The organism is Halorhabdus sp. BNX81 (assembly GCF_029229925.1).
Lineage (GTDB): Archaea > Halobacteriota > Halobacteria > Halobacteriales > Haloarculaceae > Halorhabdus.
This window is the reverse complement of record NZ_CP107254.1, coordinates 1,687,027-1,710,861: the sequence shown is the minus strand read 5'-3', so window position 1 is coordinate 1,710,861 and position 23,835 is coordinate 1,687,027. Positions and strand designations below refer to the sequence as shown.

Sequence of the window (23,835 nt, the reverse complement as noted above, 5' to 3'; positions counted from 1 at the left end):
ACTGGGTTAACTGTCATTGTGGGCCCACCTTTTAATCGCGATATGCCACAAGTACTCCCTCACCCAGCGGGAGCAACGCGGAATGATACTCAGTTGCGTCTCGAAGGGCGAGACAGAGATCCGCGATTCCAGCGGACATTTCCGATACTGCCTCCGTCGTTCGTTCGCCCTCGATTACTGCCTGGACCGCCTCGCTATCTATCGATCTGCCGGTGATCGCGTTGTCGGCGACGACGATCCCACCGGGGGCGACTTTCTCGCGAACGGCCTCGAACGCTTCCCGGTATCGGGTCTTCTCGTTGTCGATCAACACCACGTCGAAGGGGCCGTTGTACTCCCCGACGATGTCGATAGCGTCGCCGTGTTCGTAATGGATCGTGGTCTCGAAGTCGCCCCGGGAGAGGTACTCCCTTGCCAGGTCGAGTTCGTCTTTGTCGATCTCCGTGAGGACAACCTCGCCAGTTGCCGGGAGTCCACGGGCGAGCCAGTAGGCTGAGTACCCATAGCCCGAGCCGAATTCGAAGACGGACTCGGCACCGACCATGCGAGCGAGCTGTTCGAGCCAGCCGCCGACCGCGGGCCCGACTGTCGGGAACCCCTTCTTTACGGCGTATTCATCCATTTCCTCGATAACGTCATCGGGCTTCGGGCCGACGACTGTCGCGTAGTCCTCGATCCACGCAGGGACGGTTGGCATACGTCTCTTTGGGGCCACGCATACCAAAATGGCGTCGGTCATTCGAGAGCGATCACGAATGTCCGGGGTTACCGACTCCGGCTGACCGGGAACGCCACGCGATCTGGGTTGTCGTTGAACCGCTCCAAAATCGTCTCGTACATCGCGTTCCGGGCACGGGTTCCCCGGCGCGGGTGGACGAGATATCGCAGGCGCAACTCCACCCAGGACTCCGCCTGTCGAACGTTGACCGTCGGCTCCTCGGTCACGTCAAGTTCGACCGGGGTCTCGGCGAGGCGATCGCGGTAGTTCGTGATCTCGTTGGCCATCTCCTCGCCGAGGTGTTCGTCCGCGACCGCGATCATCACCTCGGTCGCGTAGTCGAGATCGGTCTCGTAGGCCACCTGGATGGACAGTTCATTCCAGACGTAGGGAACCCCCTCGCCGTAGAAGTTGACGACGTGACTCGAGAGGACGACGCTGTTCGGGACGGTGATGATCCGGCCCGACGGCTGGTTCGTGGAGACCAGGTCGCCGTCGATCTCCCAGACCTCAGTGACGAAAAAGCCGATCGAGACGACATCCCCACGGGTGTCCTCGATGGCGATCCGGTCGCCGACCTGGTAGGGGCGGTTGACCAGGATGTAGAACCAGCCGATCAGCGAGAACAGGGGCTGTTGAAGGGCGAAGGTGACCGCGAAGCCGACGACACCCAGCGAGACGAGCATGCCGACCCACTGGTCGGTCAGCGCGCCCAGCGTCGCGACGGTCGCGACGATCCCGAAGGTGAGTCGAAGCACGTTCCGGGCGTCGTGTCGGCGGCGCTTGTCCACAGCGTGGCCCGAGAGATACGCCAGGACGAGCCAGTAGCCGCCGAAGGCAGCCGAGAGGATCGTGACGATCGTCAGCGCCTCCACGAACAAGGCTTCCCCGGCCGGGTCGAACCACGGCACGCCGATCCGACCGACGGCGAGAGCGGAACTCGCGCTGGCGACCGCAAGGAAGACGAGCGCGTACGGAAGTCGTCGCGTCACACACCGTGACTCACAGGGCAGCGGGAAAACCGTTGCCCTGCGGGGCGGCGACCGTCGTCTGGAGTCGGGCACCTTCCGCGGTCGGGGACGCTCACTCGGGCCGGACGCTGCCGTCCGTCCACTTGATGTTGCACCCGCGCGAGGGCCGGAACTCGTCGGTGAGTTCCCGGCCGGCGAGCAGATCCTCGACGACGGCTCGCATCTCGAAGGTCGTCGGTTCCGCGTCGGGACTCATCGCGTCGTCGATCCGGCCGTGGTAGGCCAGCCGGAACTCGCCGCCGTCGTTTTCCAGCAGGAATGGGTCGGGCGTACAGACTGCGCCATACGCGCGGGCGACATCTTGGGATTCGTCACGGAGGTACGCGTCGTAGGCGATCGTGCCGTCCTCGACGAGTTCGACCATCTTCTCGAAGGAGTCATCGGGATACTCGTCGCTATCGTTGGCATTGATGCCGACGACTGCGAGGTCGTCGTATTCGGCCGCCAGTTCGTTCAGCGGGTCGAACTTCGCTTTGGCGTACGGGCAGTGATTGCAGGTGAACACCACCAGCACGGCCTTGTGGTCGGTAAAGTCCGCGAGGGCGTGGGTCTCGCCGTCGGTTCCGGGGAGTTCGAAGTCCGGGGCAACCTCGCCGCGTTCGATGGCCTCGCGTTCGGAGTCGAGTGCAGTCATGAGTCGATGACAGTTACTGGCCCGGCATACAAAAACGTGGAGTCACCGGCGAGCAACGTCAGTCCCCGACGAGCCGTTCGGTCGCCATCTCCTCGAAGCGGGCCGCGGCTTCGAGGACCTCGCTCCCCTCGTTGACCGTATAGACGGGCTCGGACTCGGAGTCGACGGCTTCGAGGACGCCGAGGTCGACGAGCTCGGAGACCGTGTCTTCGAGGTATAGTCGCTTCATCGGGACGTCGGCCGCCGTCGCGAGCTCCGAGCGGGTGACGTGTTCGTCCGGATCGAGCTCGACTGTGGCACGGATAAGCGACGCGGCGGCCTCCCTGGTCGCGACGAACTCCCAGCCGGAGGGCGAGTGATTAGCCTGCTGCATGCTCGACGGGTAGGGCAGTCGGCACCTTAAACCGACGGTCTCCGGTCGCCACGCGGGCCCGTATGAGACAGCAAACCTTATTGGCCATCCTCGCCGGATCCCGTGTATGGACAGTCGCGACGAACTCCTGGAGTTACTCCGAGAGAACGCCCGCTACTCGACGACCGAGCTGGCGCGGATGGCGGACATGGACGAAGACGCCGTCGAGGAGACGATCGCGGATCTCGAAGCGGCCGGCGCACTCCGGGGCTACCAGGCCGTCGTCGACTGGAACGGTCTCGACCGCGAGCGCGTCCGTGCGACGGTCGAACTCAACGTCACCTTAGACCGGGAGACCAGCTACGGCGACATCGCCGATCGGATCGCCAAGTTCCCGGAAGTCACGACACTGCGGCTGATGAGCGGCGACTACGACTTCCTCATGGAGGTCGAGGGCGACTCGATGAGCGAGGTGTCGTGGTTCATCAGCGAGAAGGTCGCGCCGATCCCCGAGATCACCCAGACCGTCACCCACTACGTGATGGACTCCTACAAGGAGAGCGGCATCGAATTCGGGGACGGCGACGAGGACGACCGTCTCTCGATCTCACCATGACCATCGAGCTATCCGAGCGCGCCCGGACGATTCCACCGTCGGGTATCCGACGCTTCTTCGAACTCGCCGAGCAGAAGGACGACATCATCTCCCTGGGCGTGGGCGAACCGGACTTCTCCGCGCCCTGGAGTGCCCGGGAAGCGGCCATCGCCTCCCTGGAACAGGGCAAGACCTCCTACACGGCAAACCGGGGCAAACTCGAACTCCGTGAGGCGATCGCCGGCCACGTCGACGACCACTTCGACCTCGCGTACGATCCCGACGACGAGATCCTGGTGACGACGGGCGTCAGCGAGGCCGTCGACCTGGCCCTGCGGGCGATCGTCGATCCCGGTGACACCGTCGCCGTGGCCCAGCCGGCGTATATCTCCTACGTCCCGGGCGCGATCTTCGCCGGCGGCGACCCGCTCGACGTGGTCACCCGCCGGGAGGACGATTTCAAACTGACGTGGGATGTCCTCGAAGCGAGTGGGGCGGCCGCGGCCGACGTGCTCGTCATGAACTACCCGAACAATCCCACCGGGGCGACGATGACCCGGGCGGAACTCCAACCGGTCGCCGAGTTCGCCCGCGAGCACGATCTCACGGTCCTGAGCGACGAGGTCTACGCCCAGTTGAGTTACGAACACGACCACACCTCGATCGCGACGTTACCCGGCATGCGCGAACGGACCATCGTGTTCAACGGCTTTTCGAAGGCCTACGCCATGACCGGCCTTCGGCTGGGCTATGCGATGGGGCCCCCGGACGTGATCGCGGCGATGAACCGCATCCACCAGTACACGATGCTGTCGGCACCGACCACGCCCCAGTATGCGGCCATCGAGGCGCTGGAACGCTGCGAGGACGACGTCGTCGAGATGCGCAACCAGTACAACCGGCGACGCCGGTTCGTCCTCTCCCGGTTCGAGGAGATGGGTGTCGATTGCTTCCCCGTGAGCGGGGCCTTCTATGCCTTCCCGGAGTCACCGTGGGACGATAGCGAGGCCTTTGCCGAAGCGCTCCTCGAGGAAGAAGGTGTCGCGGTCGTCCCGGGGAACGTCTTCGGCGAGGGTGGCGAGGGGCACCTCCGGGTGTCCTACGCGACGGGGTTAGGCGATCTAAAAGAGGCGTTGGCTCGCTTTGAGACGTTCATTTCCTGACTGATCTTTTAGGTGGTGCTAATCGACGACCCGAAAATACGGCCTGTCTGACGCGGACGTGACATCCGTCTTACGTAAGCTTTTTTCGTATGAGTGAGAGAACATAGGGCAATGGCAATTGATGACAAAGATGGTGGGGGCGATAAGCTTCGCTCTCGTGCCACCTCGCTGCTTGGGGACAGCGACGACGACCAAACTGACGACGAAGACGCCTATGATTGGGTGGATTTTCGGCGTGAGTTCCACGACGGCGGTGCGTTCGACCGGAGCGAGTACCTCGGATTCGACCCACACCGGACTGCCGACCTTCTCACGGCGCGGGCGAGTGACGCCAGAACCCTGAATACCCACTGGCAGGCGTTCCTCGATCCCGAGACCACCCCGGTCGTCAAGGGGACGTATCTCTGGGAACATTTCAAACAGGAGTACTATTACGACGCCGACGGGTCCCACCCACGGACGGACGGGGAGAAAATCCCCTTCGACAAAAGCCAACACCTCGGGTTTGATCCCGACGAGACGGAGGGACGCCTGAGTCATGGCCAGAACCGCGCGAGTGAATTGAAAGACCTCGTCGAGGAGCGAACCGTCGACGTCAACGAGGAGTTAGACGAGGACGCGTTCTTCTCGACGGTCGAGGGGAACACGACGGTCGTCAATCGCTACGACCTCGAACGGGCCGTCCCGATGGAAAAGAAGCGTCACTTCGAGGAAGTCGAGCGCTACTGGGTCAACAAGCCCTACGCCTGTGTCGTCCTCTTTCATTCGAAAAAGGAGAACGAACGCAAGTACTACGTCGTCGAACCGGCGCTCAACGACATCGAGCGCGAATTAAAGGAGTTCCTCGGGAACAAACTCAAGACGGCGATCAAGTACGCCGAAGAGGGCGTCGGGGTCGAAGACGAGGACGCCGATCGCGCCGCCGTCATCGAACGCGAGGCCCAGGATTTACTGCAGCGCTACGACGTGTACGACGACAATATCGAGTCGGGAACGGGATCGACAGACTGGCTCAAACAGCTCGTGGGAATGGATACCGAGACACAGGCAATCGAACCAGCCGAGGAATCGGATGGGCTCGACGGGATTGCGGCGCGACCGGAACCGGCGATCCTCGAAGAGGACCCCGACACCCTCTCGGAATACCAGGTCGAGAAGCTGCTATACTTGCTCAAGCGTGATTACATCGGTTACAGCAAGATCGACCCGATCAAACACGACATCAACGTCGAGGACATCTCGTGTGACGGGTACAACTCCCGGGTGTTCGCCTACCACACCGACTACGAGCAGATCATCACCAACGTCGAGCACGGCGAGAGCGACCTCGACGACTTCGTGGTGAAACTCGCACAGCGATCAGGGAAAGGTATCTCAAAGCGCCAGCCGCAGGTCGACGCGACGCTGCCCGACGGCTCGCGTGCCCAGCTCACCCTGGGACGGGAGGTCTCCGATCACGGGACCAACTACACGATCCGTCAGTTCAAGGACGTTCCGTTCACGCCGGTCGACCTCATCAACTGGAACACGTTCTCCCTGGACGAGATGGCGTTTCTCTGGCTTGCCATCGAGAACAACAAGTCGATGATCTTCGCGGGCGGCACGGCGTCGGGGAAGACGACCTCGCTGAACGCTATCTCGCTTTTCATCCCCAGCAACGCCAAGATCGTCTCGATCGAGGACACCCGCGAGGTCGAACTCCCCCAGCGCAACTGGGTCGCCTCGGTGACCCGGCCTTCCTTCGGCGAGGATGAGCAAGGGGACATCGACGAGTTCGACCTGCTGGAGGCCGCGCTCCGCCAGCGCCCGGACTACATCGTCATGGGCGAGGTCCGTGGCGAGGAAGGGCGTGACCTCTTCCAGGTCATGTCGACCGGTCACACCGGCTACTCGACGTTCCACGCCGACACGGTCGGCGAGGTCATCAAACGGTTCACGACCGACCCGATCAACGTCTCGAAGACGCTGTTTACGGCGCTGGATCTGGTTTCGATCCAGACCCAGACCCGGGTGCAGGGTCGGAAGGTCCGCCGGAACAAGACGTTGACCGAGATCAACGAGTACTCCCCGGAAAACGACGAAATCAACGTCAGGGACGTCTACCAGTGGCAGGCCGAGTCCGACGAGTTCCTCCAGATGGGCTCTTCGAGCACCTTAGAGGAGATCAAGTTCGACCGCGGGTGGGACCAGGACACCCTCGACGAGGAACTGTTCATGCGGAAGGTCGTCCTCGCGTATCTCATCGAGCAGGGCCTGAACACCTACACCGAGGTGGCCGCGACGCTGCAGGCGTTCATCAACGATCCAAAGACGATCATGACGCTGATCGCCAACGATCAACTCGATCACAGCCTGGAGGACCTCCGGGAAATGGAATCCGTCCAGATCACGGTCGACCCGGCCAAAGAGGAGATGGTTCCGCGACCGGATCCGCCGGACGAGCTATTGACGGAGGCCGAGGATGTCCTCGAAAACGCCACGCCGCTGTTCGACCGCTATAAGGAGCAGGCCCGGACGGACATCGTGAGCGCACTGACCGATGTCGACAGTGACGACGGGAGCGCCAAGGACGATGACGATGACGTCGACTTCGGCCGGTTCGTGCCCAAGGCAGGCTCCGACGGGGTCGAAGAGGAATGAGTCTCGAGACGCGACGCGGGGGGTCACCCATCGGTGAGTCCGGGGGCCTTGGCGACATGTTTTATCCCCTCTTTGGCCGCCTGTTCGACGAGGACGGTGACTTCGTCGCCAACGTCGAGACGAAACTGGCGGAAGCGCGCATGGCAGATAACGTCGAGATGTTCCTTTCACGGGCCCTGGCCGTGGGCACGATCGCGGGAACATCACTGTGGCTCGTCGGCATGCTGCTTGGCTACCTCCTCGTGGCGACGCTATTTGCCGGCGAAATGCCGTCGTTTCTTGGGCTTGGACTCCCCGAGGGTATTCTCCCGATAGTCCAGGCACTCAAGCTTCCGTTCCTGATGATCGTCTCGGGACTGTTTTTCGGGACGATCGGGTTTGCGGTCGGGTTCGGTTCGCTCGTTTCGATTCCCTACTTCCGGGCGAGTGCTCGCGAGCGTGAGATCAACGTCATGCTTTCCGATGCGGTCTCGTTCATGTACGCGTTGTCGGTCGGCGGGCTCAACCAACTCGATATCCTCGAAGCGATCGCGGCGGCTGACGACACCTACGGCGAGGTCGCAAAGGAGTTCCAGAGTATCGTCCTGGAGACGACCTACTTCGACACGGACTACCGGACGGCGATTCGCAATCAAGCGATCCAGACGCCGAGCGACGAGCTGAGTCAGTTCCTGACGGACATGCTCTCGATCGTCGACTCCGGCGGGGACATGACGTCGTTCCTCGAAGATCAGAAGAACAAGTACATGCGCACGAGCAAACAGGAACAACAGCGCATGCTCGAAACCCTCGAACTGTTCGGGGAGATGTACATGACGCTGTCTTTGTTCCCGCTTTTGTTGATCATCATCCTCGTCGTCATGAGCATGATGGGCAACGCGAGTACCGATCTCATGTACATCACTGTCTACGGGCTGATCCCGATGATCAACGTCGCGTTCCTCGTGCTCGTCTCGACGGTTACCTCGGACGAAAGCAGCAACGGCTTCTTGCTCCCGGACGACCCGAAAAAGCGCGCCCAGATCGAAGGTGAGACCAACCTCTTCAGTCTCGGCCTGATCGAGCAGTACACCGGAAGTTACAGCATTTTCGATCGGATCAACAGCCGGGAGGGGACCCATCAGGTGATCGAGATACTGCGAGCGCCCCACATTTTCCTGCGCGACAACCCGCCATACGTGCTGGCGGTGACGATTCCCATAACGCTGGTTGCGCTCGTGTTCACCGTCGTGATTGGCTGGGCACCCACCTCCCTGGCGGGAATGCAGTCTAATCCGCTCCAGGGGACGTTTTTCTGGCTGTATATGCCGGCGTATATCAATTTCATTCCGCTGGCCATCTTCCACGAATGGAACGTCCGCTATCGTCGGTCGGTCATTGGGAAGCTCTCGGAGAACCTTCGGAAACTCTCAAGCGCAAACGAGACCGGGATGACCCTGCTTGAATCGCTGAATATCGTCGCCCAGACCTCATCCGGCCGATTGGCTGACGAGTTCTCGATCATGCACCGGAAGGTCAACTACGGGACGAACCTCAAGCAGGCACTCCGGGAATTCAACAACAAGTATCACGTCCCACGACTCAGTCGGACGGTCAAGCTCATTAGCGAGGCCCAGGAGGCCTCGAACCAGATTCAAGACGTCCTCTCGACGGCTGCCCAGGCGAGCGAGAACCAGGACGACATCGACCGGGATCGTAAGTCACGGACACGGATGCAGGTCGTCATCATCATCATGACGTTCCTGACGCTGCTCGGTGTCATCGCCATGCTCAAAGTCCAGTTCTTCGAGACGATGGCCGGCCTCTCCCAGCAGACCGCCAGCTCCGGCGGGGAGGCGATGGGTGGCCAGGACTTCGGTTCGAGCATGCCCAGCAACGACATGCTGTCGATGCTGTTCTTCCACGCCGTCTCGTTGCAGGCCATCTTCTCGGCCGTCATCGCCGGGTATATCCGGAACGTCCGGATCATCTCCGGGTTGAAATACGCCGTCGCGCTGATGACCGTCTCGCTCGTGGTGTGGATAGCTGTGGGGGGGTAACATGGGGCAAGACCAGGGAAGACAGCGACCGATGGATACCCGCGGACAGACGTTACAGGATTTCGTCCTCGGAATCAGTATCTTCATGCTCGGGTTCGTCCTCGTGCTGTCGCTCATTCCGGGACTGTTGACGCCGTTCGAGTCGTCTGTCGGCGGCGATGAACAGGCAGCCGCTGATCGGGTCACATCGACCATCGTGTCGAATCTCTCGATGCCGGCAGAGCCGAACACGTTGAATGGAACCAACGCAATGGCGCTGTTCAGCCTCTCGACGACCGACCTGAAAGATCGGTTCGGCGTCGGCTCGTCGATGCATCTGAACGTTACCGTCGAATATCTCGACGGGTCGGCCCCGGTCGCCATGGTTGGGGACCCCGTCACGCGTGACGAATTTGGGAAGTCGAGTCGGATCGTCTCCGTCGACGTTCCCGGGTCGACCGAGCCAGCGTACCGATTGATCGTCAAGGTGTGGTAACGATGACCGGGCCTACCCACAAACCGGCCGGACAGGAGCGGTCACGAGAGAGCGACCGCGGACAGGCGTTTACCCTCGAAGGCCTGATCGGCGCGATCCTCGTCATCACGGCGTTGTTGTATGCCGTCCAGGTCGTCGTCGTCACGCCAACGACCGGAGGCGCGATCGATTCATCAGTCCGCACCGATCTGCAGCAAGAGGCTGAGGACACCCTCTTGATCGCGTCTCAGGCTGAGGAGGAACCGCTCTCGGAACTTGTCCGAAACTGGTCACAGAGTCAACGCACGTTTAGCGGCGCTGTGAACCCCGACATCGGCTACGGAACCACCCGGATTCCGGGTGAACTCGGGCAGATATTGAATGAGACATTCACCTCCCGTGGTCGGCTGTACAACGTGGAGGTGTCGTACTTGCAGCCCGATCCCTCGAACGGAACCGGGTCGGTGACGATGGCCTCCCAGGGGACGCCCTCGACGGGCTCGGTCATCGCGTCACAGCGCGTCGTGCTGTATGACAACATGACGCTGACCGCTGACTCGGCCGGGACGGCCGAACTATGGCAATATGATACTCATCCTACCAAGAATCCGCAGCCTGGAAAGAGCGGGTACTACCCGGTACCCAACGCCGTCGACGGGTCTGTGTACAACGTCCTGGAGGTGCGATTGATCGTATGGTGATCGAATCGAGCGCCGGCCGATGGCGAGCGCTCCCCGAAAATCGACGCGGGCAACTGTTGTTAGTCGGGGCGGTCGTCTTGGCTGTCGTGATTGTCGTCCTGTCGCTGGTCGTCAACACGGTGTTGTTCACCCAGAATACGGACGGGCAACGTGTTTCGGCAGAAGTGAACAACGTCGATGGGTTTGCCTTCGAAGCCGGCAAGACGAGTCGGTCGATCATGCTCCGGGTCAACCACGCCGAGTACAACCGGGGTGTGGATGCCCTTACCGAGAACGTCACGCAATCGATTGGGAACTACAGCGCGGCGCTTGGCCGCTCGTTCGCCACGTCGGGAACCGTCTATGCGAACGTCTCATACCGGAAGACACTCAGGAACGGTACGCGACTCCTCCAGACGACGAACCGAAACTTCACTGATCCGACAAACTCGAACAACCACGACTGGGACGTCATCCAGTCGGGCCAAGAAACCGATATCGGCTGGTATCTCCTGAACGTCGATCTTCGGAACGTGAGTGCGGACCAGGCAAATATCACGGTCGCTGGAGACACAACCGAATTTCTCGAATATTCGATGAACCGTTCGGAGGCCGGCAACGGCAACAATCTCAGCGTTGATGTCAGCGATTCGACGGGAACTCTTGGAACAGCCAACTGTACGGCGACGGGTGGGCGTGTCCTCGTCGATCTGGTAGACGGGGAGGGGGCGTTCGATCAGTGTTCGTTCACTGGTATCGAGGATCATCTCGAATCGCCGTATACTGTTTCGATCGAGAACGGGAACCGGATCAATGGGACGTATTCGATCGTCACGCAAACAGTATGGTCGACTCCTCCCCAGTGGAGTTTCACATTCCCGGACTGCCAGACCACGTCCACACCAGCCTGTAGCACGCCGGCCGTCTGGAACGGGTCAGTGAATCTCACGTACCGATCGAGCGCCATCCAGTACGCTCAGCAACGAAATATCACTGTCTACGGAGGGAACACATGAACTCAACCAACCGCCACAGCGAGCCTGAACCGCCGACGCCCGCCCACAGCGGGCGATCGATACGCCACGACGACCGGGGGCTTTCGACCCCGGTGACCCACTCGCTGTCGATCGGCATGACCACCGTGTTGATCTTCGGGCTGATTTTGGCCGCTAACGGGTATCTCGAAAACCAACAGGAGGCGGGCGCACGCCAGCAAATCGAGACCGTCGGCACGGAACTGGCGACCCAGCTCGAAGATGCTGCCCGCCTCGGAGGCGATAGCCAGCAGGCGACCTTACGCGTCGATCAACCGGCCGCAGTGATGTCGGATACGTACTCGGTCTCGCTTGAACCGCCCGGGGAATGCCCCCTGGTCTCGTCGGCGAATACGTGTCTCGAGGTTGATGTGGCACGCGGCGGGGAGAACCTCGTCCGCGGGTTCCCCGTCCACAATGATTCGAACGTCCATGTTTCGATAGATCGTCTGGATTCGACGACGTTCACGCTCACCGCGACGCGGACGGGTGGGACATCGACAACCTCGGGCGTCATCCCGATGGACCAGACCCTCTCTATCGGCATCGCAAAAGGAGTCAACCCTCATTCGACCGGCCGGGTGCTGAATCCGTTCAACAGACCGCCGATCGCCAAGTTCACGCTCAATCGATCATTTCCCCAAAGCGGCCAGACGATCCAATTCAACGCCTCTAATAGTCGAGATCCGGACGGAACGATCGACGCCTACCACTGGATATTCGACAACCAGACTGTAAGCCCGCCGGTGAATATGTCTAATGAGGGGGCACGCTACAACACATCACTTGGAAGCGGCGAAACCAATGTGACGTTGAAAGTCGTTGACGACGAGGGTGGTATCGGAACCGTGTCACGAAATATCACGGTGTCCGGGCTGACTTATGATACGGGCAGCATGAATACTGACCCGTCCTGCAATTATATTCCACCAGACGCTATTGAAGAAGGACAATACAAGATAACGAACGAAGACAGTAACGATGTATTAGAAGTCGAAAATGGGGATACAAGCGATGGGGCTAACGTTGAGCATGGAGGGTACAACAATAACGACCACGAGTTATGGAATATAACCGCAGTCGGAAATAAAGTATATCGTCTCACGCCCGCTCATGCGACCGATAAAGCTCTTGACGTTTCTGGTGGGTCAACCAGTGATGGCGCGAACATCATTCAATGGGGCTACTCAGGCGGCGATAATCAGCACTGGGAGATCAAGGACAATGGAGACGGTACGTATCGGATCATCGCCGTACACAGTGGAGACGCATTGACAGCCGATCCCTACAGTGATGATGTGTTCCAGTATTCTCTTACATCACCTCTAGCTGATTCCCAAAAATGGAAACTGAAGCAAATAAAGAAAGCCACGGGCGGAAAGTGTCTCAGCTTCACGGTCGAAAACGACTGGAATTCGGGGATCACACTATCGGACTTGCTACTCAATTCGGAGGCGAACTATCTCGAAAACAATTACGGGGCCGAAATGATGGTCGATATCGGGAACGATGGGAGTTGGGACCACAACGTGGAACTCGGCAAACTATCGTTCCCGAAGGACGGAGACGGGACAATAGTCGAGATTCCTCACATCTCAATTCCGAGGAATGAAGAAGTAGAAATTCAACTCCGTGGGCTCAGAGGTGGGGGGAACCCAATTCAGACAACAGTCGGTCTCCGATACTGGTACGACGACAAAAGTTATCGAACTGTCTTCGAGGATGAATAAAATGACGGATAAACGCCGGAAAACTGGCTTCACTCGGTCCGAAAAATCGCCCAACCGAGCCGATACGTCGTTGTTCTTCTCCGAGGAGTCTACCGACCGAGCCCTGTCCGAACTCGTCGGTTTCTCGCTTACGTTCGCGATCATCATCTTCTCGGTCGGCCTCGTCGCGACGGTCGGGTTCTCCCAGCTCGGGGAGTTTCGGGACAGCCAACAACTCGACAACGCCGAGCAGAGCTTCGAGATTGTCGGCCAATCGCTCGAAAGCATCGAGGAGGGAACCGCTGTGACGCGCATCGAGACGCTCGATCTGTCGGGCGGAGCGATCGACATCGAACGGGGATCGACGGTGGATATCACGATAAATCCAAGTTCAGGTGGTCCAACGTACACAGTTCCGCTTGATGCGCTCGTCTACTCAAGTGGTTCGACGAACGTCTCCTACGAGACCGGGGCGACGTTCCGCCAACAGAAAGACGGCGGCATCATGAATACCGGTCCGAAGTTCGTCTGTACTGACGACGTTGCTATCCTATCGTTTGTTACGATCGAATCCGCGGAGATGGGATCGATCCAGAGCGATGGTCCGCTTGAAATCACGGCTACGCACAACGGCACTGAACTAATTTATCCGGTTGATCGAACAGGGTCAGGGAGCGCATCGGGTGCCAATAGTGTCGCACTGGAGTTTGACTCGCCACGGGAGTCCCTGTGGATGGATCACTTCAGTAGTGCCGACAACTGGAGTGTCTCCAGTTCGACAGCGACCTGTGGCGGATCACTCGATCGTGTGTACGTCAGGCAAACGAACGTCTCGGTCTCGTTCGCAGGCTAGGTATCTACGACGGCAAAATAGCGATTCCGTCCTTAGTTCAGGACCCGCGTTCGAGTTTGACGTTGCTGACCTCGAAATCGATTATTCCGGTGGGTGCTGCCCGATCGCTGAGCCCAACCGTGTAGAGCATCAACATCTTGTTGTCCGTGTTCTTCCCGTCGGGGAAGTCAAAGAGGACGAGCACCTCGTTGCTGGCCAGCGTGAGCTTATTGCTCGTCCTGTTGTAGAGCGACCGATTGACGACGGCATCTGTGAGATTCGTCTGCCATCCGGAGGTGTTTGTGCCCGAAATATTCCGATTGAAGGCTGCCGAATCGGTATTCGTGAAGACGCTGACGTTGTTTTTATCGAGCGTCGTCGCATTCGTGGTCGACATATTCGCACAGCGTGTCACTGGGTATGTCGACCCGTTGAGCGTCTTGGTCATACTCGTCGCGACCCACTCGTTGCAGCTATACGTCGATGCGCTGAAGTTGACCATGTCACCGCCACCCACCGAAAAGGAGTGGCTGAACGACGACGGGGCCAGCGGGTCGTTGGCGTTCAAGAAGGTATTGCCGTTCTTGGTCACGTTGGCAACATTGCCGGTGTTGCCAGTGATCTGTGGCGGTTGAATGGTCCCACCTGCCGAGAGGTTCGTCGACAGCGGCGTCCGACCGATTTGTTGGGTGCTGGAGACGCGCTTTGCGATCAGTTTGAATGCCTCCCGTAGTTCGTCTTGATTTGACGTATAGTTGTACCAGCCACCGCCCGCATCAGCGACGTCTTCCAAGAAGTCATCGGGGATATTTGACTGGATCCCGAAACCCACACTGTACGTTGTCACACCAGTCTTCCTGGCGAGCTTTGCCATTTGGACCGTTGCAGCATTTGTCCCTGTTTCGTCTTCGCCCGAGTAGGTTTCAATATTCGGCGTATACGTTTGCCCAGATTCATACGTGTCTCCGTTGACCCACCAGTCTTCCTCGTGGTTGTGAGTGTTTTTGCCGTCTGAAAGTAGTACGATGATTTTATCTCTCGATTCATTGCTGCGAAGCTCAAGCAAAGCCGTTGCCTTCTTCATCCCACCCGCCGTGTAGGTCCACCCGTCTGCTTGGAGTTTTTCCAAGGTGCCTCCTGAAGTATCATTAAATGCTTCAAAATTATTTGTCAACATATTACCATTCGTTCTATAGATTCGACCGTAATTTGGGTGGTCGTAGGGGAATCGAGAATCCGGTCCCATTTCTTGAAATCCGACCAAACTAACACGGTCAATATCGCTGTCAAGATACGTTGTAAAGTTTCGGATGGCCTCACGGGTCGATTCCCGTTTTTCTGTTCCCATTGGCCCATCATCACCCATCGACCCGGACTCGTCGACCACGAACACCACATCAAGTGGACGACGCGTCACGTTATCGTCGGCGGAGACCCGTCGAATGGTTCCGATCTCCACGTCATCGACCACCGGTTCAGCGTAGACGGTGTAGTTGTTGTTGGCGTTCTTATCGACGGCGATGCCGTTCCCGGTGATCGAGACGTTCTGCATGTAGGCACTCTTGTTGGTCACGTCGATCACGCTGTTCTGACTGTCGTTCGTTCGCGGCGGGAGGGAACTCTGATTGAGATAGACTCTGGCTGTCTCGGCAGTATCGTCGACGGTCAGATTACTGCTGCCGTCAGCTGGGTTCGAGCTCAAAACCTCATACCCCGTTTCTTCGCTGAGGTGCTCGCCCCACGCCTGGTAGAAGTCACTTTGGACCGTCATCGTGACGTTGTCCGGCCGCTTGCATTCGCCCTGTAACAGCGATTCGATGGCCTTCGTAGAGTCCGCTTGTGACGTCGTGGCGTTTACCAGTGCACGGGTGGTGTCACGATCAACTTCGCCGGTCATGTTCACCACCGAAATGTCGAGGTGTCCGTCCGTGATCGAGACGGAGGGCGGCGTGACCATCACGACACCACCGTCGGCGGACTGCCGCCAGAGACCGCCCGCCTCGTAGGCGAGTATTTCGCCGCGGTCGTTCTCGGTCCGTATCGAATCGAGGTCGACACGGGCCGAACAGGTCGTGTTCTCGTTGATAGTAACTTCGATATACCCCTGATTCTCAACTAATTCTGGCTGTCCCTGGATCTGTTCTCCACCGTCGCCGAACGAGAATTCCATCGTCCCCGTCTCCCCCTTCGCCGACAGTGTGCTCAACCGTCCGTCGACTTCCTGCATCGCCAATTCCGTTGTATCGTCCGATTGTTGGCCCTGGATCCCTTCCATGATGGGTGCGCCAAGAATAACCACCATGATCGCGCCCCCAATGACGATCCCCACCAACAGAACGTACCCCATCAGTTCGGAAACGGCCCTGTCCGATCGCCAGGTCGCTGCTGATGTTCCCCCGAATCTCATCGTTAGTACCCCTATTTGTCGGTGAGAGCGTATAAAAGTATGCAGCCCAGCGTGACACTATCACGGAGATACTGACGTCATTGGTTGTCTCGATCCACTCCTTTCGACCCAAGAACGACGAGATGATGGCCCCGCTGGGGCCGCTCCGGCAGTACGTCAACCGATATAGCACTCACGCCAGCGGCTTGTCTCAATCCCCCGCAGGCATGGTCCGACTTGCATACGTGCGGGTGAGTTCGACCAACTCTCCTCGGAACTCACTTTCGGTCGGATCCCGGGCGAGCGTCCGAAAGCGCTCCCGGAACTCGTTGACACCGAGCTGTGGCGCGTCGGTAGCGGCGGCGTGTGCCAGGTCGTACAGTCGGTGATCGGTATCGACGAGTCCGTGACGTTCGACGATCGCAAGCGCGAACGCGGCGTTGACTGCTGTGATGTCCGGATCTGCCCCGCCTGACACCCGATCCCAGGCTGTCGGCCCGTCCGGCCGATCTGCCACCGCAGCGGCAAGACTGGCCTCGAGGAAGTCCACTAGCTTTTCGGCCGGTGCGACGTCGATCCAGATGTCGTCGGCGTAGATGTCCCGCGCGTGATTGGCGATCTGATAACACTGCGACAGTGTCCGGCGTTCGACACTCTGGCCCGACAACGCCAGGAGGATCGCCTCCTCCGTCGAGAGCGTATGGGATGGGTGGCGCGCTTCGGCGTGGTGCATGTGCCCGAACTCGTGAAGCGCGAGTTCACGCGCCATGGCACTCGTTGCTGCCTGTCGAGAAATCGTCAGGCAGTGGCCGGCTGCGTCGTGACTGACCCGCGTTCGCTCGTCCGGATCTTCGCGTATTCGGACCGTGACCGGCCGTGCGAGATCGTGTTCGGTTTGAAAGAGATCCCGTGCCCCGAGAAACGGTTCCGCCGGCCCCGATCCATCGACCTGCAATTTCATGTGGGTAAGTGACATGCTCTCGTGCCGTAAGATTCTTCGGGTAGCGGTTGATACGCTGTCCCCGGGCGTGTCCGGTAGTCATTTTGTGCGCTGCTAGGCGATACCTCGATCCCTGCCTCATACTTCCGTGTTCGCTTGCGAATCGCACGCTCACACGGACACACCGTCAGTCCACTCTCTCCGCTCGTTCCCTGACGAGCTTCCGCGTTCGCGTGTCTTTGACACGCTTCACGCGGAAACACCGAAAGATCGCTCCTATTCAGTCGCTCCCTTTCGAGCTTCCAAGTGGGTGCTCCACTCTGTCGCACCCACTTGGAAACACTACCCTTTTACCACGCCTACCGGTAGAAACCCATATCATGGGCCGACGTAAGAAAATCGTACAGGAATGTGAGACACTGATGGACAAACCGGAGCACATCCGGAATATTGCCATCGCTGCTCACGTCGACCACGGTAAGACGACGTTGACTGACAATCTCCTCGCTGGTGCGGGTATGATCTCCGACGAAACCGCCGGAGAGCAACTCGCGATGGACACCGAGGAGGACGAACAAGAGCGCGGGATCACCATCGACGCGGCGAACGTTTCGATGACCCACGAGTACGAGGGGACCAACCACCTCATCAACCTCATCGACACACCCGGCCACGTCGACTTCGGCGGGGACGTCACCCGCGCAATGCGTGCCGTCGACGGCGCGCTGGTGGTCGTCGACGCCGTCGAAGGAGCGATGCCCCAGACTGAGACGGTTCTCCGACAGGCGCTCCGTGAGGGTGTCAAGCCGACGCTGTTCATCAACAAGGTCGACCGCCTCATCTCGGAACTTCAGGAAGGACCCGAGGAGATGCAAGAGCGACTCGTTTCGGTCATCCGCGACGTGAACGAACTCATCCGCGGGATGACCGAGGAGATGGACGACATCGACGAGGACTGGACGGTCTCCGTCGAGGAGGGCACCGTCGGCTTCGGCTCGGCGCTGTACAAGTGGGGCGTCTCGATGCCCTCGATGCAGCGTACCGGGATGGACTTCGGCGAGATCATGGAGCTCGAGCGCGCGGACAAGCGCCAGGAGCTCCACGAGCGGACGCCGCTCAGCGACGTCGTGCTCGACATGGTGTGTGAGCACTTCCCGAACCCGATCGACGCCCAGCCCCGTCGTATTCCGCGTATCTGGCGTGGCGACGCCGACAGCGATGTCGCCGAGCAGATGCAACTGGTCGACGAAGATGGCGAACTCGTCCTGATGGTTACCGACATCGGCGTCGATCCCCACGCCGGCGAAGTCGCCGCCGGTCGTGTCTTCTCCGGGACGATCGAAGAAGGACAGGAGCTGTACGTCTCCGGGACTGCGGGCAAAAACCGCGTCCAGAGTGTCGGGGTCTACATGGGCGGCGAGCGCGAGGAAGTCGAGTCGGTCCCTGCCGGCAACATCGCTGCCGTCACCGGCCTCAAGGACGCGATCGCCGGCTCGACCGTTTCCAGCGTCGAGATGACGCCCTTCGAGTCCATCGAGCACATCTCGGAGCCGGTCATCACCAAGAGCGTCGAGGCCCAGCGCATGGACGACCTGCCGAAGCTTATCGAAACACTCCAGCAGGTCTCCAAGGAGGACCCGACGATCGAGATCGAGATCAACGAGGACACCGGCGAGCACCTCATCTCCGGGCAGGGAGAACTCCACCTCGAAGTCGTCACCCAGCGCATCGAGCGCAACCAGGGCATTCCGATCACGACCGGCGAACCGATCGTCGTCTTCCGGGAGGCACCCCAGGAGTCCAGCCGCGAGGTCGAGGGCATTTCGCCGAACCGCCACAACCGCTTCTACATCACGGTCCAACCGCTCGATGAGGACATCGTCGACGCGATCCAGCTCGGCGAGGCTTCGATGGACATGCCCGAACTCGAACGCCGCGAGGCGCTACAGGAAGCCGGCATGGACAAGGACACCTCTCAGAACGTCGAGCACATCCACGGGACGAACGTCATTATCGACGACACGAAGGGGATCCAGCACCTCAACGAGACGATGGAACTCGTCCTCGAAGGGATGGAGGAGGCCCTCAACGACGGGCCGCTCGCTGCTGAGCCGGTCCAGGGCTCGCTCATTCGCCTCCACGATGCCCGACTCCACGAGGACGCCATCCACCGCGGCCCGGCACAGGTCATCCCCGCCGTCCGTCAGGCGATCCACAACGCCCTGATCGACGGCGGTATCCGCCTGCTCGAACCGATTCAGGACGTCCGCATCGACGTGCCCAACGAACACATGGGCGCAGCCAGCGGCGAGATCCAGGGTCGGCGTGGCCGCGTCGACGACATGTACCAGGAAGGCGACCTCATGGTCGTCGAGGGCATCGCGCCCGTCGAGGAGATGATCGGCTTCTCCAGCGACATCCGGAGCGCGACCGAGGGTCGCGCCTCCTGGAACACGGAGAACGCCGGCTTCCGCGTCATGGCCGACAATCTCCAGCCCGAAAAGATCACGGAGATCCGCGAGCGCAAGGGTATGAAGACCGAACTGCCCGAAGCGATCGATTACTTCTAGAGACGACCTGGTTTCCACCTTTTTACTTCGGTGGGTTCGCACGCGAACCCACCTCGCAAAAAGCTGGACCAAAAACATCTGCGAGCGAGTCAATGACTCGCTCGCAGCGTTCTCGTGAGCGGCAGCGAACGAGAGCTCGTCAGAGCTCTGCTCTGACGGTGAAACGACGGCGCAAGCGCCGTCGTATGCAGGCCGACGATTCCGTTCCATTGATTTCAGAGTCCTTCCGATTGTATCCCGTTGTCTCTTCTCGGGACCTCACTCTGTTCACGCCGGCAGATATATTTCATCGGACGTCGTGTGTCGGGTGGCATGGAGTACACGACACTCGGTTCGACCGGCATGGAGGTCTCAAAGATCGCGCTGGGCTGTATGAGCTTCGGGAGTCAGGACGACTGGATGCTGGATGCGGAGGAAGGGCGGGAACTCGTCGAGCGGGCGATCGACCTGGGCGTGAACTTCTTCGACACGGCAAACACCTACTCTTCGGGCGAGAGCGAGGAGATTCTCGGGGATGTACTGGCAGAGTACGATCGAGACGAGCAGGTCGTCGCGACGAAGGTCCGGTTTTCGGGCGCAAAAGAGCACCGCAACGCCGAGGGACTCTCCCGGGAGACTATCGAGCAGGAACTCGATCACAGTCTCGATCGGCTCGGCATGGACACCGTAGATCTCTATCAGATCCATCGCTGGGATTACGACACCCCGATCGAGACGACGCTGCGGGCGCTCGACGACACGGTTCGGCGTGGGAAGGTCCGTCACATCGGGGCCTCCTCGATGTGGGCCCACCAGTTCCAGGAGGCGCTGCACGTCAGCGACCGGGAAGGGTTGGCCCGCTTCGAGACGATGCAGAACCTCTATCACCTGACCTATCGCGAGGAGGAACGCGAGATGTACCCCGTCTGCGAGACGGAGGATATCGGTGTCTTACCGTGGTCACCGCTGGCGGCGGGCTATCTCACGCGCCCGCACGACGAATTTACAGCGACGACGCGTGGCGAACACGAACTCGACTACGGAACGCCCTATCACGAGGGGCCAGGGAGCGAGGAGATCAACGATCGCGTCGCGGAACTCGCCGCCGACTACGGGGTGACGATGGCCCAGATCGCGCTCGCGTGGCACTTCCAGAACGATCACGTCGACGCGCCGATCGTCGGGACCTCAAGCATCGAGCATCTCGAAGATGCCGTCGAGGCACTAGAGGTCGATCTCAGCGCCTCCGACGTTGAGTACCTCGAAGAACCCTACGAGCCGGTCGAAGTCTTCGGCCACGAGTGAGCGGCATAGTTTACGGAAGGACTCACAATAACGAGCCCAGAATCGTCGTCACAGGCTTTACTCACGGCGGCTATACGAAACCCAGATCCGGTTTAAGTAGTTTGACCATTTCGCCTACGAAAGTCATAGGAATAGCCTGAACTGTCTTTCGGGGAAATCAAGATATAGTGCCTTCAAATACCATTCGACAAGGGACCAGATTTCGCACAAAGAGATTTTGTATCTCTTTCGCGACGATGGACGCCGATTAGCCGATGAGATTATGGAAATCTGCCTAGTATCTTCGACTCATCAGTAAATTCAAAAAACATAATTATGAATACATTATAGAAAGACATATATGATAGTCCTAACTAAACATCACTTGTTCGCATGGCGTACCAAAACCGACCTTCCAGGCGAGAAGTGCTACGGAGCATCGGTGTTGCTTCCATAGGAGTTGCAATCGGTGGGTTAGCAAGCGGAACAGCCGCTGCGGCCGACAAGCCCGACTACGATAACCTTGATGAGGGAGACGACGTCGCGCTCATCTCAAACGGACCTGGTAATACCAAACTATATGTCCATCCCTGGGGTGGCGACGACGAATGGTGCTACGACTGGAATAGGGGTGTGCCGCTCCGTGCCGTCGCTTCGCCGGCCCATGTCGATAGAGAATCTCGATGGGATAGTGGCAAAATTGTAGACTGGGGCGATTCGTATAGCTGCAACACTGATCCTGGGGCGGCAAATTACGTGCTATTAGAATTTCACGATAGCCCCCTTGTGAGAGACCTACCGGACGAGGATGATCGATTCAAGCGACCCGATGGCGCTATTCGTGGGTGGGTCCCGCGAGTGAATATTTGCAAACTGGATGACGTGCTCTCGTACGAGTGCAATTGCAATACGTCGGTTGGTGGCTCTTATCAGGATGTCAACCATATGCACGAAACAATCCTCGGTGAGTGAAAGTTTAGAAGGTAACCTATCAAGCTAGGTTTGTAGAACTGGCCTTATTGTATATCTACATTATCCTATCAATCTGATTAGTTATTCGATTAGCTTACTCGGTAGTGATAATCTTTTAGTAAGCGATTATTTCGTGAACGTCCGAGAGATGATCGTCTGAGACCTCGCCCGTCAGGCTTAACTCTCCCTCCGTCGAAGCCCGGATACTCCGATGCCAGAAGTAGAGATCACAATTCCGGATCATCTGGAGATGCAGATCGCTCAGCTCGTCGAGGAGGGTGAGTTTCTCAACCGCGAGGAGGCGATCGAAGACCTCCTCTCGACCGGACTGAAGGCGTACAAAACGAGCGGCCCGATCGACGACGAGGAGGACCCGGGCCTGGAAGAAGACGGAATGATGGGACACGACGACGAATACGTGTTCTGATCCGGGTGGCCGAAACCATCTCTCAGGAGCGACTGTCCATCGTGCAAGGCAGTATTGATGGAAACTCCCCGGTCTGAGTGTACGTAGCGGGGCTATGGCGTCTGGTAGTCATTCCCGGGTAATCCTTATGCCGTGCTCACCACAATCTACCGGTAGGAATGCACAAAGACGAACTTCTCGAACTTCACGAGGAGATGGTGACGATCATGGAGTACTTCGACCAGCAGGAAAGCGTCAACAGCGAACTCTTCGATCCCTACAAGGAACTCGACGTCACGCCGGCCGACGTTCATATGTCGAAAAGCGAACATAAACACGCTGTGTTCGTCCTTGGCAATGCGCTGGCGAACGCGATGAGTGAAGACGAGTTCTCGGACGCCGGCCGTGTCGGTAAACGGATGAAGGAACTCGCTGAGGACGCCGAAAGCAAGCTCTGAGGTTCGAGGACGAGTCGCCGAGCTAATTCCGGTCGGAGAGCTCTCGATATCGTTGCTATTCGACCTGGCTGTACTCGCTCCGGTGGCGTGATCGCTGGGCCGGCGTCTCAATTCATCTGTTTTCGAACGCCGGTTCCCGCTGATCGATAAACGCGGTCGCACCTTCGACGTGCTCGCTCGTCCCGAACCGACGCCGCCGGGCGGCGCGTTCGGCAACCATCGCCGTTTGTAAGTCCGGGGAGCTTCTTTCTGTAAGTAACTTGCCAGTTTCGTGAGCCGCTGCGGACGGGCCGGATGCCACCGTTTCGATAATCGCTTCGAGACGGGCTTCGAACTCGGGCGTCGGAAACACGTGGCTGAACAACCCGAGATCGCTCGCGCGTTCGGGGTCGAGCAGTTCGCCGGTATAGAGCAGTTCTGCAGCGGTCGATTCGCCAACGTTGTGCGGGAGAAGTGCCGAGACGCCGGCTCCGACAGGCAACCCGAGGCGGTGGAAGCCAAAACCGATCGACCCGTCTTCGCTCGCGACGGTGAGATCGCACGCGAGCGCAAGTGCGCCGCCAGCCCCGAACGCCGGGCCGTCGACAGCGGCGATCGTGGGTGCCGGAAACTCATAGAGGCGCTCGATCAGCGCGTCGATTCGCCGAAGGCGAGCCATGAACGCGTCCTTGGAAAGCTCCCCACGTGCGCCCGCGACGACCCCTTCCAGATCGCCGCCGGCACAAAACGTCTCGCCCGAACCCCGGACGACGAGACAGGTGACCCCACTGGCGTCTTCGAGTGCGTCGTGGGCCGCCGTGACGACGTCCGGGGAGAGGGTATTCCGCGAATCGGCGGCAGTGATCGTCAGCGTTGCCACGCCGTCCGTGTGAGTCCATTCGACCGGCTTGCGCATACGATAGCGTCGTGTGGCGGGCCCAAAAGCGTGACCGCAGGGACTTCCCGGGAGTCAAACTGGC

Annotated in this window: 20 protein-coding genes; 13 read left to right on the top strand and 7 right to left on the bottom strand. The window is 59.4% G+C overall.

Going from position 1 to position 23,835, the window contains the following annotated elements; genetic code table 11:
• Positions 1 to 31 precede the first annotated feature (31 nt).
• The 4 genes from HBNXHr_RS08530 to HBNXHr_RS08515 all read right to left on the bottom strand — a co-directional run bounded on the left by HBNXHr_RS08530 (position 32) and on the right by HBNXHr_RS08515 (position 2,756).
• The gene (locus tag HBNXHr_RS08530; protein WP_275881821.1) at positions 32 to 697 is read right to left on the bottom strand and encodes an O-methyltransferase; all 666 of its coding nucleotides are present in this window, start codon (positions 695 to 697) and stop codon (positions 32 to 34) included.
• 68 nt (positions 698 to 765) lie between these two features.
• On the bottom strand, positions 766 to 1,710 hold the full coding sequence (locus HBNXHr_RS08525) for a mechanosensitive ion channel domain-containing protein (RefSeq protein ID WP_275881820.1): 945 nt from the start codon (positions 1,708 to 1,710) through the stop codon (positions 766 to 768).
• Positions 1,711 to 1,801: 91 nt separating this feature from the next.
• Entirely contained in the window at positions 1,802 to 2,383 is a 582-nt protein-coding gene (locus HBNXHr_RS08520) for a thioredoxin family protein (protein WP_275881819.1), read from the bottom strand.
• A 58-nt stretch (positions 2,384 to 2,441) separates the two neighbouring features.
• On the bottom strand, positions 2,442 to 2,756 hold the full coding sequence (locus HBNXHr_RS08515) for a hypothetical protein (RefSeq protein ID WP_015790579.1): 315 nt from the start codon (positions 2,754 to 2,756) through the stop codon (positions 2,442 to 2,444).
• A 106-nt stretch (positions 2,757 to 2,862) separates the two neighbouring features.
• Between HBNXHr_RS08515 and HBNXHr_RS08510 the strand changes: the two genes are divergently transcribed.
• The 9 genes from HBNXHr_RS08510 to HBNXHr_RS08470 all read left to right on the top strand — a co-directional run bounded on the left by HBNXHr_RS08510 (position 2,863) and on the right by HBNXHr_RS08470 (position 13,902).
• Positions 2,863 to 3,351 carry an Lrp/AsnC family transcriptional regulator gene (locus tag HBNXHr_RS08510; protein WP_015790580.1) on the top strand — a complete coding sequence of 163 codons (489 nt, stop codon included), beginning with the start codon at positions 2,863 to 2,865 and terminating at the stop codon, positions 3,349 to 3,351.
• Positions 3,348 to 4,493: an aminotransferase class I/II-fold pyridoxal phosphate-dependent enzyme gene (locus tag HBNXHr_RS08505; protein WP_275881818.1), complete on the top strand. Its 1,146-nt coding sequence runs from the start codon at positions 3,348 to 3,350 to the stop codon at positions 4,491 to 4,493. Before HBNXHr_RS08510 ends, HBNXHr_RS08505 begins: the two co-directional genes overlap by 4 nt.
• A 111-nt stretch (positions 4,494 to 4,604) precedes the next feature.
• A complete protein-coding gene (locus HBNXHr_RS08500) occupies positions 4,605 to 7,133 on the top strand; it encodes a type II/IV secretion system ATPase subunit (protein WP_275881817.1) in 2,529 nt (842 codons plus the stop codon).
• The gene (locus HBNXHr_RS08495; RefSeq protein ID WP_275736810.1) at positions 7,130 to 9,172 is read left to right on the top strand and encodes a type II secretion system F family protein; all 2,043 of its coding nucleotides are present in this window, start codon (positions 7,130 to 7,132) and stop codon (positions 9,170 to 9,172) included. Before HBNXHr_RS08500 ends, HBNXHr_RS08495 begins: the two co-directional genes overlap by 4 nt.
• Before the next feature lie 31 nt (positions 9,173 to 9,203).
• The gene (locus tag HBNXHr_RS08490) at positions 9,204 to 9,647 is read left to right on the top strand and encodes a hypothetical protein (RefSeq protein ID WP_275881816.1); all 444 of its coding nucleotides are present in this window, start codon (positions 9,204 to 9,206) and stop codon (positions 9,645 to 9,647) included.
• 2 nt (positions 9,648 to 9,649) lie between these two features.
• Positions 9,650 to 10,327, top strand: a complete 678-nt coding sequence (locus HBNXHr_RS08485) for a hypothetical protein (protein ID WP_275881815.1) — start codon at positions 9,650 to 9,652, stop codon at positions 10,325 to 10,327.
• The gene (locus HBNXHr_RS08480; RefSeq protein WP_275881814.1) at positions 10,321 to 11,322 is read left to right on the top strand and encodes a hypothetical protein; all 1,002 of its coding nucleotides are present in this window, start codon (positions 10,321 to 10,323) and stop codon (positions 11,320 to 11,322) included. Before HBNXHr_RS08485 ends, HBNXHr_RS08480 begins: the two co-directional genes overlap by 7 nt.
• The gene (locus tag HBNXHr_RS08475; protein WP_275881813.1) at positions 11,319 to 13,070 is read left to right on the top strand and encodes an RICIN domain-containing protein; all 1,752 of its coding nucleotides are present in this window, start codon (positions 11,319 to 11,321) and stop codon (positions 13,068 to 13,070) included. Before HBNXHr_RS08480 ends, HBNXHr_RS08475 begins: the two co-directional genes overlap by 4 nt.
• A 1-nt stretch (position 13,071) precedes the next feature.
• Positions 13,072 to 13,902, top strand: a complete 831-nt coding sequence (locus HBNXHr_RS08470) for a hypothetical protein (protein WP_275881812.1) — start codon at positions 13,072 to 13,074, stop codon at positions 13,900 to 13,902.
• A gap of 37 nt (positions 13,903 to 13,939) precedes the next feature.
• Here the strand turns inward: HBNXHr_RS08470 and HBNXHr_RS08465 are convergent, their stop codons facing one another.
• Positions 13,940 to 15,838: a vWA domain-containing protein gene (locus tag HBNXHr_RS08465; protein WP_275881811.1), complete on the bottom strand. Its 1,899-nt coding sequence runs from the start codon at positions 15,836 to 15,838 to the stop codon at positions 13,940 to 13,942.
• 640 nt (positions 15,839 to 16,478) lie between these two features.
• Positions 16,479 to 17,228 carry a DUF5781 family protein gene (locus HBNXHr_RS08460; RefSeq protein WP_275881810.1) on the bottom strand — a complete coding sequence of 250 codons (750 nt, stop codon included), beginning with the start codon at positions 17,226 to 17,228 and terminating at the stop codon, positions 16,479 to 16,481.
• A gap of 359 nt (positions 17,229 to 17,587) precedes the next feature.
• On the opposite strand from HBNXHr_RS08460, the gene HBNXHr_RS08455 reads away from it, so the two are divergent.
• The 4 genes from HBNXHr_RS08455 to HBNXHr_RS08440 all read left to right on the top strand — a co-directional run bounded on the left by HBNXHr_RS08455 (position 17,588) and on the right by HBNXHr_RS08440 (position 22,876).
• On the top strand, positions 17,588 to 19,777 hold the full coding sequence (locus tag HBNXHr_RS08455; RefSeq protein ID WP_275881809.1) for an elongation factor EF-2: 2,190 nt from the start codon (positions 17,588 to 17,590) through the stop codon (positions 19,775 to 19,777).
• Between the two features lie 312 nt (positions 19,778 to 20,089).
• Complete coding sequence (locus HBNXHr_RS08450) at positions 20,090 to 21,061, top strand: aldo/keto reductase (protein WP_275881808.1); 972 nt, start codon at positions 20,090 to 20,092, stop codon at positions 21,059 to 21,061.
• 1,162 nt (positions 21,062 to 22,223) lie between these two features.
• Positions 22,224 to 22,439: a ribbon-helix-helix domain-containing protein gene (locus HBNXHr_RS08445; RefSeq protein WP_015790599.1), complete on the top strand. Its 216-nt coding sequence runs from the start codon at positions 22,224 to 22,226 to the stop codon at positions 22,437 to 22,439.
• 158 nt (positions 22,440 to 22,597) lie between these two features.
• The gene (locus HBNXHr_RS08440) at positions 22,598 to 22,876 is read left to right on the top strand and encodes a UPF0058 family protein (RefSeq protein ID WP_275736800.1); all 279 of its coding nucleotides are present in this window, start codon (positions 22,598 to 22,600) and stop codon (positions 22,874 to 22,876) included.
• Positions 22,877 to 22,988: 112 nt separating this feature from the next.
• On the opposite strand, the gene HBNXHr_RS08435 is transcribed toward HBNXHr_RS08440, so the two are convergent.
• The gene (locus HBNXHr_RS08435; protein ID WP_275881807.1) at positions 22,989 to 23,771 is read right to left on the bottom strand and encodes an enoyl-CoA hydratase-related protein; all 783 of its coding nucleotides are present in this window, start codon (positions 23,769 to 23,771) and stop codon (positions 22,989 to 22,991) included.
• Positions 23,772 to 23,835 lie beyond the last annotated feature (64 nt).